This window comes from Streptomyces sp. rh34, assembly GCF_002551245.1.
Lineage (GTDB): Bacteria > Actinomycetota > Actinomycetes > Streptomycetales > Streptomycetaceae > Streptomyces.
Genome location: NZ_NTGZ01000200.1, coordinates 1 through 13,254 on the forward strand (window position 1 = coordinate 1; position 13,254 = coordinate 13,254).

General features: G+C 71.1%; 13 protein-coding genes. 9 read left to right on the forward strand and 4 right to left on the reverse strand.

Annotated features, from left to right (window positions below; all coding sequences use genetic code 11):
• On the forward strand, positions 1-364 hold a 364-nt coding region (locus tag CR470_RS28070; protein WP_143663886.1), incomplete at its 5' end, for an ROK family protein.
• A gap of 94 nt (positions 365-458) precedes the next feature.
• Complete coding sequence (locus tag CR470_RS28075; protein WP_097870306.1) at positions 459-1,214, forward strand: FadR/GntR family transcriptional regulator; 756 nt, start codon at positions 459-461, stop codon at positions 1,212-1,214.
• Between the two features lie 104 nt (positions 1,215-1,318).
• Here CR470_RS28075 and CR470_RS28080 read toward each other — a convergent pair whose 3' ends face one another.
• Complete coding sequence (locus CR470_RS28080) at positions 1,319-2,995, reverse strand: L-lactate permease (protein ID WP_097870307.1); 1,677 nt, start codon at positions 2,993-2,995, stop codon at positions 1,319-1,321.
• A 267-nt stretch (positions 2,996-3,262) separates the two neighbouring features.
• On the opposite strand from CR470_RS28080, the gene CR470_RS28085 reads away from it, so the two are divergent.
• The 5 genes from CR470_RS28085 (at position 3,263) to CR470_RS28105 (ending at position 8,038) form a co-directional block, all read left to right on the forward strand.
• Positions 3,263-4,030 carry a (Fe-S)-binding protein gene (locus CR470_RS28085; RefSeq protein WP_097870308.1) on the forward strand — a complete coding sequence of 256 codons (768 nt, stop codon included), beginning with the start codon at positions 3,263-3,265 and terminating at the stop codon, positions 4,028-4,030.
• Positions 4,027-5,577, forward strand: coding sequence for a lactate utilization protein B (locus tag CR470_RS28090; protein WP_097870309.1), 1,551 nt, complete (start codon positions 4,027-4,029; stop codon positions 5,575-5,577). The genes CR470_RS28085 and CR470_RS28090 overlap by 4 nt, the downstream gene beginning before the upstream one ends.
• Positions 5,574-6,206 carry a LutC/YkgG family protein gene (locus tag CR470_RS28095; RefSeq protein WP_097870310.1) on the forward strand — a complete coding sequence of 211 codons (633 nt, stop codon included), beginning with the start codon at positions 5,574-5,576 and terminating at the stop codon, positions 6,204-6,206. The genes CR470_RS28090 and CR470_RS28095 overlap by 4 nt, the downstream gene beginning before the upstream one ends.
• Before the next feature lie 85 nt (positions 6,207-6,291).
• Complete coding sequence (locus CR470_RS28100; protein ID WP_097870311.1) at positions 6,292-6,525, forward strand: DUF397 domain-containing protein; 234 nt, start codon at positions 6,292-6,294, stop codon at positions 6,523-6,525.
• A 475-nt stretch (positions 6,526-7,000) separates the two neighbouring features.
• Positions 7,001-8,038 carry an NUDIX domain-containing protein gene (locus CR470_RS28105; protein WP_097870312.1) on the forward strand — a complete coding sequence of 346 codons (1,038 nt, stop codon included), beginning with the start codon at positions 7,001-7,003 and terminating at the stop codon, positions 8,036-8,038.
• Between the two features lie 43 nt (positions 8,039-8,081).
• Here CR470_RS28105 and CR470_RS28110 read toward each other — a convergent pair whose 3' ends face one another.
• Positions 8,082-8,768: an MBL fold metallo-hydrolase gene (locus CR470_RS28110; RefSeq protein ID WP_097870313.1), complete on the reverse strand. Its 687-nt coding sequence runs from the start codon at positions 8,766-8,768 to the stop codon at positions 8,082-8,084.
• 124 nt (positions 8,769-8,892) lie between these two features.
• The gene (locus CR470_RS28115) at positions 8,893-10,257 is read right to left on the reverse strand and encodes a dipeptidase (protein WP_097870314.1); all 1,365 of its coding nucleotides are present in this window, start codon (positions 10,255-10,257) and stop codon (positions 8,893-8,895) included.
• 195 nt (positions 10,258-10,452) lie between these two features.
• Here CR470_RS28115 and CR470_RS28120 point away from each other — a divergent pair, with 195 nt between their 5' ends.
• Positions 10,453-11,667 (forward strand): geranylgeranyl reductase family protein, encoded by a 1,215-nt coding sequence (locus tag CR470_RS28120; protein WP_097870315.1) that lies wholly within the window; start codon positions 10,453-10,455, stop codon positions 11,665-11,667.
• 82 nt (positions 11,668-11,749) lie between these two features.
• On the opposite strand, the gene CR470_RS28125 is transcribed toward CR470_RS28120, so the two are convergent.
• The gene (locus tag CR470_RS28125; protein WP_097870316.1) at positions 11,750-12,205 is read right to left on the reverse strand and encodes a nitroreductase/quinone reductase family protein; all 456 of its coding nucleotides are present in this window, start codon (positions 12,203-12,205) and stop codon (positions 11,750-11,752) included.
• Positions 12,206-12,333: 128 nt separating this feature from the next.
• Between CR470_RS28125 and CR470_RS28130 the strand changes: the two genes are divergently transcribed.
• Positions 12,334-13,038: a TetR/AcrR family transcriptional regulator gene (locus tag CR470_RS28130; RefSeq protein WP_097870317.1), complete on the forward strand. Its 705-nt coding sequence runs from the start codon at positions 12,334-12,336 to the stop codon at positions 13,036-13,038.
• Positions 13,039-13,254: the final 216 nt, after the last annotated feature.

Consider the following 13,254-nt stretch of genomic DNA (forward strand, 5'->3'; position numbering starts at 1 on the left):
CCCCAACATCGCCCGCCGCGCGCTGGAGAACGGCTGGCGGCCCGGCCCGGACGGCGACGCGACGGCCGAGGCGGTGGCCGTCGCCGCCCGCGGGGGAGACCCGGTCGCCCTCGCCTCCTACGAGCGTGCAGCCCAGGCGCTGGCGGCCGGCATCGCCGCCACCGCCACCCTGGCGGACCTGGACATCGCGGTGGTCGGCGGGGGAGTGGCCGGGGCCGGCGACGTACTCTTCGTGCCGCTGCGCCGCAGCCTGCGCGACTACGCCACGCTCTCCTACCTCCGGCGGCTGACCGTGGCGCCCGCCGTGATGGGCACCGACGCGGGTCTGGTCGGGGCCGCGGCGGCGGCCATCGCGCTGGGCTAGGCCCCGGCCGTCAAGCGTTCCCCGTTCTGGTCCGACCACACGGCATGTGTAACATAGTCGGACGATGTGTATCAGTCGAGGCGGGGAGTAGCGGATGCCTGTCGAGTGGCAGCCCGTGCGGCAGTCCCGAACCCATGAACTCGTGCTGCAGAGCATCGAGGAGCAGGTCTTCGCCGGAAAGCTCCGGGCCGGCGACCGGCTGCCGCCCGAGCGCGAACTCGCTCCGGTCTTCGGGGTGAGCCGTTCCGCGCTGCGGGAGGCACTGCGTGTGCTGGAGACCATCGGTGTGCTGGTCGCCCAGCCCGGCCGGGGTCCGGACTCCGGGGCGCGCATCGTACGCAACCCCGACGGCGCGCTGGGGCGGCTGCTCCGGCTGCACTTCGCCCTGGGCAGTTACGGTCTGCACGACGTGCTGGAGGCCCGGGTCGCCCTGGAGCGATCCAGTTTCGCCGCCGCGGCGGAGCACGCCGTCCCCGCGGACCTGGACGAGGCCGAGACCGTGGTGCGGCAGATGGCCCGGCAGGACATCGCACCGGTCGAGTTCAACGAGCTGGACACCCAGTTCCACGTCAGGATGGCCAGCGGCTCCGGCAACGCGCTCACCTCCACGCTGACCGCCGCGGTGCGGGAGTCGGTGCGGCCTCTCATCCTGAGGGCGCTCGAAGACGTGGACGACTGGCCGGCCACCCAGGCCCATCTCAACGGTCAGCACGCCGAGTTGCTCAGGCTGGTGCGTACCGGGCAGGGCGAGGAGGCCGCCGACCTGGCCGAGGCGCACATCCGGGGCTTCCACGGATCCTTGGTCGACGACGCCGGCGAGGGACCCGCCGACGGGAACGCCGCCGTCTAGCGGCAGACGTACGACGAGGGCCGGTGCCTCGACCGTGTTCCAGGTCGAGGCACCGGCCCCTCGGCCGCCGCGCCCCCGTGCGGCCGGCGTCGACCGGGGAGTCCCTAGGGGAGCATCCAGGACAGCGCCGCGGTGGACTGGAGGTAGACCAGCACGCACAGCATGGCCAGCATGCTCACGCTGTAGCCGGCGACCTTGCGCAGCAGGATGCGTTCCGAGCCGGGCATCTGCACCGCGGTGGCGGCGATCGTCAGGTTCTGCGGGCTCACCAGCTTGGCGACCACGCCGCCCGAGGTGTTCGCCGCGACCAGCAGGGTCGGATCGATCCCGGCGGTCTGGCCGGCCGTCTGCTGGAGGTTGGCGAAGAGCGCGTTGGCTGAGGTGTCGGACCCCGTGACGGCGGTCCCGAGCCAGCCGAGGGTCGGTGAGAGCAGGGCGAAGAGGCCGCCCGCCGTCGCCAGCCAGGTGCCGATGGCCACCGTCTGGCCCGACTGGTTCATCACGTAGCTGAGCGCGAGCACCGAGGCGACCGTCAGGATGGCGATCCGCATGTTCTTCACGGTCCGGCCTGCCGCGGAGAGCGCCATCGGCGCGGTCATCGGGTAGGCGTCCCGGTCCTTGGCGTACCGGTAGAGCACGGTGACCAGGATGCCGGAGACGATCAGCAGCGTGCCCGGGTTGCCGAGGACCTCAAGCTTGTAGATCGCACTGGAGGAGGGCTCACCGCTCGACGTCAGCAACTCGCCGTGCAGGCCGGGCCACTCGACAACGAGGTTGAGACGGCCGAGCAGCTTCGGTACGTCGATCGATCCCACGTTCAGCTTGGCGAGCCCGAAGGTGGCGATCACCAGGAGGTACGGGAGTACCGCGTAGGTGACACGGCGCGGGGTCAGCGGTTCCTTCTCCACCTGGGAGAGCTGGTCCGCGGGGGTGCTGGGCTTCCAGAAGCGCAGCATCAGCACGGCGGTGCCGAAGCCGGCGAGAGAGGCGACCACGTCGGTGAGTTCGTACGCGAAGTGGCTGGAGCACCAGTACTGGGCCACGCCGAACACGGTGCCGGTCACCAGCGCGATCGGCCACAGCTGGCGGACACCGCGCATGCCGTCCACCACGAACAGCAGCAGCGTCGGCACGAAGAGCGCCAGCAGCGGGGACTGGCGGCCGACGACCGCCGCGATGTCCTCGGCCGGGATGCCGGTCAGATTGCCGGCCGTGGTGATCGGGATGGCCATGGCGCCGAAGGCGACCGGCGCGGTGTTGGCCAGCAGGACGGTGACGGCCGCCTTGATCGGCGGCAGGCCGAGCGCCATCAGCATGACGGCGGTGATGGCGACGGGCGCGCCGAAGCCCGCCAGCGCCTCCAGCAGCCCGCCGAAGCAGAACGCGATGAGCATCGCCTGCACCCGCAGGTCACCCCGGCCGACCGCACTGAAGGAGCGCCGGAGGTCCTCGAACCTGCCGCTCACCACGGTGAGTTCGTAGAACCAGATGGCCGCGACGACGATCAGCATCACCGGGAACAGGCCGAAGACCAGACCCTGGCCGGCCGAGAGCAGGCCGAGCTGGACCGGCATCTGGAACCCGATGACCGCCACCAGGAGGGCGGCGAGTACCGAGCCCAGTGCGGACATCAGGGCCGAGCGCTTCGCCACCATCAGCAGCAGGAAGAACACGGCGAGAGGGATCAGGCCGACCAGGGCGGTCGCCAGGAGGCTGTCCCCGATGGCGTGTACATCCGGTATGTACGAAGCAAGCGTGGTGGCGGGTGATGCGGAAGCCACGAAATTACTCCTCGTCGAGTGGTGCCGGGCAGGGCGAACCGGGGCGAAAGCCGTCGACCGCCTTGTCCCTTCCCAGACGGGTGCGTTGGAGTAGGCAGCTGGTTCGGGCCATTAGTAGGACACCGCATATGTCCTATGTCAATAAGGTCGGACCAACTCCCTGGGAGGGTCATGGGAGGCGCGGGACTGGTCCGTGCTTGCTGCGGCGGGCTTTCCGAAATGGACCGAGGCTAGTATGGTCCGACCAAAACTGATCGAGGAGGACCCATGCGCATCGGACTCTTCGCCACCTGTCTGGGAGACACGCTCTTCCCCGAGGTGGTGAAATCCACGGCGGTGCTGCTCGCCCGCCTGGGCCACGAGGTGGTGTTCCCGCCGGGCCAGACCTGCTGCGGCCAGATGCACGTCAACACCGGCTACCAGCGGGAACCGGTCCCGCTCGTACGGAACTTCGCCGAGCAGTTCGGCGACGCCTCCATCGACGCGGTCGTCATGCCCTCCGGTTCCTGCGCGGGTTCGGTCCGCCACCAGCACGAGATCATCGCCGAGAGGTACGGAACCGCGTCCCTGCGCGCCGGTGTCGCCATCGTCAAGGCCAAGACGTACGAACTCTCCGAACTCCTCGTCGATGTGCTCGCAGTGACCGACATCGGAGCGTACTTCCCGCACCGGGTCACCTATCACCCCACCTGCCACTCGCTGCGGATGCTGCGGGTCGGTGACAAACCACTGCGGCTGCTGCGCGCCGTGGAGGCGATCGACCTCGTGGAGCTGCCCGGCGCGGACTCCTGCTGCGGCTTCGGCGGAACCTTCGCGCTCAAGAACGCCGAGACATCCTCCGCGATGCTCCAGGACAAGATGCGCGACGTCGTCTCCACGCGCGCCGCGGTGTGCACCGCCGGCGATTCCTCCTGCCTGATGCACATCGGCGGCGGACTCTCACGCATCAAGGCCGGCACCCGTACGCTGCACCTCGCCCAGGTCCTCGGATCCACCCGCACCGCGCCGTACGCCCTGACGGAGGCCGCCCGATGAGTACGTTCCTCGGTATGCCCGCCACCCCGCCCCGCTCCCCGTACGGGACGGGCAATCTGCGCGGGGACCAGAAGTTCCCGGAGGCCGCCCACGACGAACTGCGCAACGAGCAGCTGCGCCGCAACCTCGGCAAGGCGACCCGCACCATCCGTGCCAAACGCGTCGACGTCACCGGCGAACTCCCCGACTGGGAGGAGCTGCGCGATGCCGGATCGGCCATCAAGACCGACACCATGAACCGGCTGCCCGAGCTGCTGGAACAGCTGGAGGCCAAGGTCGCCGAGCACGGCGGTACCGTGCACTGGGCACGCGACGGCGCCGAGGCGAACGAGATCGTCACGCGGCTGGTCAAGGCCACCGGCAGCAGTGACGTCATCAAGGTCAAGTCGATGGCGACCCAGGAGATCGGCCTCAACGAACACCTCGAAGCCGAGGGCATCACCCCCTACGAGACCGATCTGGCCGAGCTCATCGTGCAGCTCGCCCACGACAAGCCCTCACACATCCTGGTGCCCGCGATCCACCGCAACCGCGACGAGATCCGGCAGATCTTCCTCGACGAGATCCCAGGGGTGGATCCCGGCCTCGACAACGTGCCGGCGCACCTGGCCGCCGCCGCCCGCGCCTATCTGCGCGAGAAGTTCATGACGACCAAGGTGGCCGTCTCCGGCGCCAACTTCGCCATCGCCGAGACCGGGACCCTGTCGGTGGTCGAGTCCGAGGGCAACGGCCGGATGTGCCTGACCATGCCGGACACCCTGATCACGGTGATGGGCATCGAGAAGGTCCTGCCGCGCTACCAGGACCTGGAGGTCTTCCTCCAGTTGCTGCCGCGCTCCTCCACCGGCGAGCGGATGAACCCCTACACCTCCCTGTGGACCGGAGTCACCCCCGGCGACGGACCGCAGGACTTCCACCTCGTCCTTCTCGACAACGGCCGCACCGCCGCGCTCGCCGACCGGATCGGCCGGGAAGCCCTCAACTGCATCCGGTGCTCGGCCTGTCTCAACGTCTGTCCCGTGTACGAACGGGCCGGCGGCCACGCCTACGGATCGACCTACCCCGGACCCATCGGTGCGGTCCTCACACCGCAGCTCGCCGGGATGCACGCAGCCAAGGACGACCCCAACAGCTCGTTGCCGTACGCCTCCAGCCTCTGCGGTGCCTGCTTCGACGCCTGCCCCGTCAAGATCGACATCCCGTCGTTGCTGGTCGAACTGCGCCATCAGAACACCGAACAGGCCGGAACCACCGTGGAGAAGCTCGCCATGAAGGCCGCCGCTACCGTGATGAAGTCGCCGAAGCTCTACACGACCGCGCAGAAGGCCGCTTCCCTGAGCCGCTCCCTCGGCGTCGGCGGACGCGACCGCACCATCTCGCGTCTCCCCGCTCCCTTCAAGGGCTGGAGCGACAGCCGCGACACCGCCGTACCGCCCAAGCAGTCCTTCCGCTCCTGGCTGACTTCGGCGGAGGGCGCGGCCACCCTGCGGGAGGCCGCCGAGGAGGGCGCCACCCGTCGTGCCGACGATCACAAGGAGGAACAGTGACGAACGCCCGTGACACGGTGCTCGGCCGGATCAGGGACGCACTGGCGCTCGCACCCGTCCCCGGGACGGCGATCCCCCGCGGATACCGCACAGGCCGCACGCTCCCCGACGACCAACGCCTGGCGCTGCTGACCGGCCGCCTCGCCGACTACAAGGCGCAGGTGCACCCCTGTACCAGTGATCGGACGGCTGAGGTGATCGCGGCCGTGCTCGCCGAACGGGGCGCCCGCCGCGTCGGAGTCCCCGCGGGGCTGGACGAACGGTGGCTCGCCGCCTACGACGGGCAGGTGCGGCGGGACTCCGCGGCCATCCCCGCCCCTGCCCTGGACGACCTCGACGGGGTGGTGACCGCCTCCGCCGTCACCTGCGCGGAGACCGGCACCATCTTCCTGGACGGCTCACCCGACCAGGGCAGGCGTGCCCTCTCGCTCGTCCCCGACCTGCACGTCTGCGTCGTCGACCTGTCCTCGGTCGAGCCGGGCGTCCCCGAGGCGGTCGCCCGGCTGGTACCCGAACGACCCACCACTCTGATCAGCGGGCCGTCGGCCACCTCCGACATCGAACTGGAGCGTGTCGAGGGCGTACACGGTCCCCGGACCCTGGCTGTGGTGATCCGCACCGACGTCTGACGAGCCCCGGGCACGCGGGCGGCGGACCGGTGAGCACCGATGAGACGCAGACGCGCCTCAAGAACAGAATCAAGGAGCCAGCACAGTGACACCCGAGCCGGCCCCGTCCACGTTCGCCCGGACCTCGGTCGAATGGACGGTGTCCCAGTACAGCGGCGGTGGCGGGAACTGCGTTCAGGCCGCCGTCAAGGACGGGTACGTCTCGATCGGCGATTCGCAGAATCCCGGCCGTCTGCCCCAGGCCTCCACCCCGGACGAAGCCAAGGCGTTCCTCCGAGGTGCGAAGGACACCGACTTTGACTTCCCGCTCCATCTCTGACCGGCCACACACCCATCTGAAACCGCTCTGAGCAGGAAGACATCCTGGGCCGGCGCCCGAAGTGGCACCAGGTCCGGTAATGGCCCACCGGGTTCAGCCCAGAGAGCCCGAGCACGGTCCCGCGCCAGTCGTGTTTCGACGATCGCGGCCGGCGCTGCCGGCCGTCGCGGAGATGGCCGGAGAGGACATCTACCGGCTGCGGCACTGGCACAAGGCGAAGCCGGACGAGCCGGGAGGCATCCCGCAGGTTGGCGGTCGAGGAGCGGACGGGCCACGAGCTGCCGGGAGTGGAGGGCACCTAAAGCGAGGTGACCCCTGCGATGGAGGAGCGGATAGTTGGGTATCTCCAGAAAGTGTGGGAGAAGGAAGTGGTGGGGGTCGGGCTGTGGACGCCGACTTTTCCCACACCTCTCCCAGATGATCTTGCGATCTCGTCATCGCCGCTGTTCGGCGGCCTACCCGGCTTGGAGTACGAATGATCGTCTGGATCAACGGTGCGTTCAGTGCGGGCAAGACCAGAGCCGCGGGCGAACTGATCGATCTGATCCCGAACAGCACGCTGTACGACCCGGAGATCACCGGAGCGGGGCTGCGCGGTCTGCTGCCGCAGAAGAGGCTCGCCGAGGTCACCGACTTCCAGGACCTGCCGATCTGGCGGCGGCTCGTGGTGGACACGGCGGCGGCGCTGCTCGCCGAGGTGCCCGGGGTGCTGGTGATGCCGATGACCCTGCTGCGACAGGAGTACCGCGACGAGATCTTCGGCGGGCTCGCCTCCCGGCGCATTCCCGTCCGGCATGTGGCGCTCTCACCTGAGGAAACGATCCTGCGCAGCCGGATCGCGGGCCGCGAGGAGTTTCCCGGCGACGAGGAGCAGAGCGAGCGGGTGCGGAGGTGGGCGTACGAGCACATCGGCCCGTACCGCGACGCACTCGACTGGATCACCGAGGACGCGCATGTGGTCGACAACAGCGCCCTCACACCCCGGGAGACCGCCGAGCGGATCGCGGACGCCGTGCGCTCCGGGAACGCCGCGCCGTGCCCGATCGTCCAGAGCCCGGAGCCGACCGCCGAGACGGTGGCCGCCGGGGTGCTGCTCTTCGACGAGCAGGACCGGGTGCTGCTCGTCGACCCCACGTACAAACCGGGGTGGGAGTTCCCCGGCGGGGTCGTGGAGGCGGGCGAGGCTCCCGCGCGGGCCGGGATCCGTGAGGTCGCCGAGGAGATAGGCCTCCGCCTCGACCGGGTTCCCACCCTGTTGCTCGTCGACTGGGAGGCGCCCCGCCCGCCCGGCTTCGGCGGACTGCGCTTCCTCTTCGACGGCGGCCTGTTGCGCTCCGAGGACGCGGGCCGGCTGCTGCTGCCCGGCTCCGAGCTGCGCGGCTGGCGCTTCGTCACCGAGGAGGAGGCCGCGGGGCTGCTGCCGCCCACCCGGTACGAGCGGCTGCGCTGGGCCCTGCGGGCGCGCGAGCGGTCGACGGTGCTCAACCTGGAGGCGGGGGTGCCGGTGGGCTGACCGGCGGGCCGGGGCTTCGGGACCGGCCTCCACGCGGCGGCGCTCACGCGCCGTTCGCCGCCGCCTCCATCAACGCGGCCGCGTTCTCGGTGAGCGGGTCGCCGTGACCGACGCAGACGGTACGGGGCGCGAGCGCGGCCAGTCGTTGGAACGTGGCCGCCGCCCCGGCGCGGTCCACGTTGAACACGCCGAGCATCACCCGCTCCACGGAGGCGACGCTGTCCCCGGTGAACAGCACGCCGTGGAGCGGCAGATGGATGGCGATGGAGCCAGCCGTGTGACCGGGGGCGTGGACCACCCGCGCGCCGTCGCCGAACGGCAGCATCTCACCGCCGGTCACCTCGCGGTCGACCCGGGTGGGCGGGGCGTCGGGGCACGTCAGCCCGTGCTCCCACAGCGGCAGTTCCCAGTCCAGCAGATCCGGCTCCGGTACGGGGCACTCACCCCGTACCACCGGGGCGTCCAGCGCGTGGGCGATGATCTCGGCGCCGTGCCGGTCCGCCAGCTCCTGCGCGGCCCCGTAGTGGTCACGGTGGCCGTGGGTGATGACGATGCGCCGGATCCCGGCCGGGTCGAGGCCGAGTGTGCGGATCGCGTCCTCGATCGCGGCGGCCGAATCGACGTCACCCGCGTCGATCAGGGTCAGATCCGTCCCGTCGCGCCAGAGATAGGCCTGACCGATCCGGAAGCGGAACATGTGCAGCTGGGGAGTCACCTCGACGAGATCCATGCGGCGAACGTACGCGGCGGCGGACGTCCGCCACACGGATCTACGCCGCGGGCGACTTCGCCGAGGGCGTAGGGCGTGTCCCGAGGCGCGCGCCGGGGCCTCCCCGGCAGGCGGCCGCGGGAGGTCAGACCTTCTTCGACTCCGCGTAGTTCCGCAGGAACAGCGCCTCGGCGACCGACATCCGCTCCAGCTCCTCGGGCGACACGCTCTCGTTCACCGCGTGGATCTGCGCCTCGGGCTCGCTCAGCCCGATCAGCAGGATCTCCGCCTCCGGGTAGAGGCCCGCCAGCGTGTTGCACAGCGGGATGGAGCCGCCCATCCCGGACGACTGCATCTCCTGGCCCGGGTAGGCGTCCCGCATCGCGTCGGCCATCGCCGTGTACGCCGGGCTGGTCATGTCCGCGCGGAACGGCTGGCCCTGGCCCACCTGTTCCACCCGGACCCGCGCACCCCAGGGGGCGCGGGACTCCAGGTGGGCGGTGAGCAGCTTCGTCGCCTCGGCGGCGTCCTGGCCCGGTGGCACCCGCAGACTGATCTGCGCCCGCGCGCTCGCCTGCACGGACGGCGTCGCGCCGACGACCGGCGGGCAGTCGATGCCGATGACGGTGACGGCGGGGCGGGCCCAGATCCGGTCGGCGACCGTGCCCGTGCCGATCAGCTCCACCCCGTCCAGCACCTTGGCGTCCTGCCGGAACTCCGCCTCCGGGTACTGGAGCCCGTCCCAGTCGGCGTCGCCCGTCAGCCCGTCGACCGTGGTCGTCCCGTCCTCGGCGCGCAGCGAGGCCAGCAGCTGGATCATCGCGGCCAGAGCGTCCGGGGCCGCGCCGCCGAACTGCCCCGAGTGCAGGTTCCCCTCAAGGGTGTCCAACCGCACCCGCAGCATCGTCATCCCGCGCAGCGTCGCCGTGACCGTCGGCAGTCCGACCCGGAAGTTCCCGGTGTCGCCGATGACGATCGTGTCGGCCGCCAGCAGCTCCGGGTGCGCCTGCGCGTACCGCTCCAGACCGCCGGTGCCCTGCTCCTCGGAGCCCTCGGCGATCACCTTCACCGAGACCGGGACGCCGCCGTTCGCCTTGAGGGCGCGCAGCGCGAGCAGGTGCATGATGAACCCGCCCTTGCAGTCGGCCGCGCCCCGGCCGAACCAGCGGCCGTCGCGCTCGGTCAGCTCGAACGGCGGGGAGATCCAGGCCGACTCGTCCAGCGGCGGCTGCACGTCGTAGTGCGCGTAGAGCAGCACGGTCGGCGCCCCGGCCGGACCGGGCAGGAACCCGTAGACGGACTGCGTGCCGTCGGGGGTGTCCAGCAGGGCGACGTCCGTGAACTCCTCGGCGCGCAGCGCGTCGGCGACCCACCTCGCCGCGCCCTCGCACTCGCTCCTCGGGAACACCGCCGGGTCCGCCACCGACTGGAACGCCACCAGCTCGGCCAGCTCCTCCCGGGCGCGGGGCATCAGCGAGGCGACGGTCTCGGGAATCGGACGGGCGGTCATGGGCACGCTCCTCGTGGGTGCGACGTTATGGGTAGGGCGCGGTGTGTACGCGACCGTGTGCGACGCCGTTGGTGCGGCGACGCTTGTACGACGAAATCATGGCCGATCCTCCCACAGGAGGTCTTGGCCGGAACGCGCCGTAGGATGCCGTGAGCAGCTTGGGGCCACTGGTCGGATCAGGAGCAGAAGCACATCGTGAGCAGCGAGAACGCAGACGCCGGACGTGAGCCGGAAGAGTCGTCCGTGTGGGATGTCGTCGTCGTCGGCGCCGGACCGGCCGGCGCATCGGCGGCGTACGCGGCAGCCGTGGCGGGCCGAAGAGTCCTGCTGCTGGAGAAAGCGGAACTGCCGCGCTACAAGACCTGCGGCGGGGGAATCATCGGGTTCTCGCGGGACTCCCTGCCGCCGGGGTTCGAACTGCCCCTGAAGGACCGCATCCACGCGGTCACCTTCTCGCTCAACGGCAAGCTGTCGCGCACCCGCCGCTCCCGGCGCATGCTCTTCGGGCTCATCAACCGCGCGGAGTTCGACGCCGGTCTGGTCGAGGAGGCGCAGAAGGCCGGGGCCGAACTGCGCACCGGGGCGTCGGTGGTGCGGGTCGAGCAGCACGGCCCGGCCGTGCCCGACCGGCGGACGGTCGCCGTGGTGCTGACCGGTGGCGAGACGGTGCTGGCGCGGGCGGTCGTCGGCGCCGACGGCAGCGCGGGCCGGATAGGAGCTCATGTCGGGGTGAAGCTCGACCAGGTCGACCTCGGTCTGGAGGCGGAGATCCCGGTCCCGGCCACCGTCGCGGAGGACTGGGCGGGCCGGGTGCTCATCGACTGGGGCCCGATGCCGGGCAGTTACGGCTGGGTGTTCCCCAAGGGGGACACCCTCACCGTGGGCGTCATCTCGGCGCGCGGCGACGGCGCGGGCACCAAGCGGTATCTGGAGGACTTCATCGCCCGCCTCGGCCTCGCAGGGTTCGAGCCGGCCGTCTCCTCGGGCCATCTCACCCGCTGCCGCAGCGATGACTCGCCGCTCTCCCGCGGCCGGGTCGTGGTCTGCGGGGACGCGGCCGGACTGCTGGAGCCGTGGACCCGCGAGGGCATCTCCTTCGCGCTGCGCTCGGGCCGCCTCGCGGGGGAGTGGGCGGTCAGGATCGCCGAGTCGCACGACGCGGTGGACGCGCGCCGTCAGGCCCTCAACTACGCCTTCGCCGTCAAGGCCGGTCTCGGCGTGGAGATGGGTGTCGGCCGCCGCATGCTCAAGCTGTTCGAGCGCCGCCCGGGGCTGCTGCACGCGGTGCTGACCGGCTTCCGCCCGGCGTGGAAGGCGTTCGCCGGGATCACCCGGGGGACGACGTCGCTGGCCGAGCTGGTCCGTACGCACCCGCTGGCACAGCGGGCGCTGTCCGCGATGGACCGCTGAGGTCTCACCCCGCGAGCGTGTTTCTCGGGGGCGCCGTTCCGCCCGGGCGGGGTGGCGGCGCCCCGGGGGCGTACGGGAGGGGTCAGCCCTCGACCGCGATGCGGAAGACCGGGTGGTCCGGGCAGGCCGCCAGCAGCTCGGCGTCCGTGGACTTCGCCGTGATCCCCTGGAAGTACTGGTTGACCTCCCAGCCCCACCGCTCCAGATAGGCCCGGAGGATCCGGGCCTTCTGCGCGTCGTCGGCGATCTCCACGGCGGTGAAGCGGCGGACCTTGCGCCCCAGCCGCAGCTCTCCGCCGCTCGCGACGCGCATGTTGCGCACCCACTGGGAGTGCCCCCGGGCCGAGACGAGGTACCGCTCGCCCTCGAAGGCGTGGGCATTGACCGGGATGCGCTGCATCTGCCCGCTCCTGCGTCCGCGCACGGACAGCTCGGCCGACCCCATCAGGCTGATGCCGTGCCGGGCCAGCCATCCGACGATTCGGTTGAGGCGGGCGGCGGAGGCGCTCGCCCGAAGGTAGTAGGTCTGCTGCGACATGGTGACTCCCGCGATATTCGGAGAGCGGTGCTCTCGCTTGTGATCAGTGTGCACCGGATGGCGCCCTTGAGCAAGAGCACCGCTCTCGTTATTGGTCGGTGCTCCCTGCGCATGGCAGACTGATGCGCATGAGCACCATCCGAGGGGCCCGGGAACGCGCCCGCATCGAAGTGACCGCGGCCATCAAGGGCGAGGCGAGGAAGCAGCTCGCGGAGGAGGGTGCGGCGAAGCTCTCGCTGCGGGCCGTGGCCCGGGAGCTGGGCATGGTCTCCTCCGCGCTCTACCGCTACTTCCCCAGCCGCGACGACCTGCTCACCGCGCTGATCGTCGACGCGTACGACGCGATCGGCTCGGTCGCGGAACGGGCGGCGGGGGAGCGGGCCGGAACCGTCCCGCCCGCCGAGCGCTGGATCGCGGTGGCCTGCGCCGTACGGGAGTGGGGGCTCGCCCACCCCCATGAGTACGCCCTGATCTACGGTTCGCCCGTTCCCGGTTACATCGCCCCGATGGACACGGTGGGGCCCGCCTCCCGGGTGGGCCTGGTCTTCATCGACATCGTCCGTACCGCGTTCCGGGCCGAGGACCTCGCCGTCCCCTTCCTCGCTCCGGAGTTGCGCTCCGACGCGGAGCGGATGGCCGCCGAGTTCGCCCCGGACGTGCCTCCGGCAGCCGTGGCGGCCCTGGTCGCCGCCTGGGCCCAGCTTTTCGGCCTGATCTCCTTCGAGCTGTTCGGTCAGTTCAACCGGGTCGTCGAGGCGCGGGAGCCGCTGTTCCGGCAGGCCGCCGGTGAGCTGGCCCGTTCGGTGGGCCTGCCCGGCGTCCGTACGACCTGACGGCGGCGCACCGCATTCCCGACGGTGTACTCCCCACGGAGTACGGGTGATCACCACGCACGGCGGACGCCCCCGCACCCGTCCGCCGTCTAGCGTGGCCGCCATGGACGAACAGCAACCGCCGCACCGGGGCGGCGGTCACCTCTGCGGCTTCCCGGGCTCCCGGCCCCCCGGACGGCTGGGCCGGCGGGGCGGTCCGCCGGGGTGGCTGTCCGG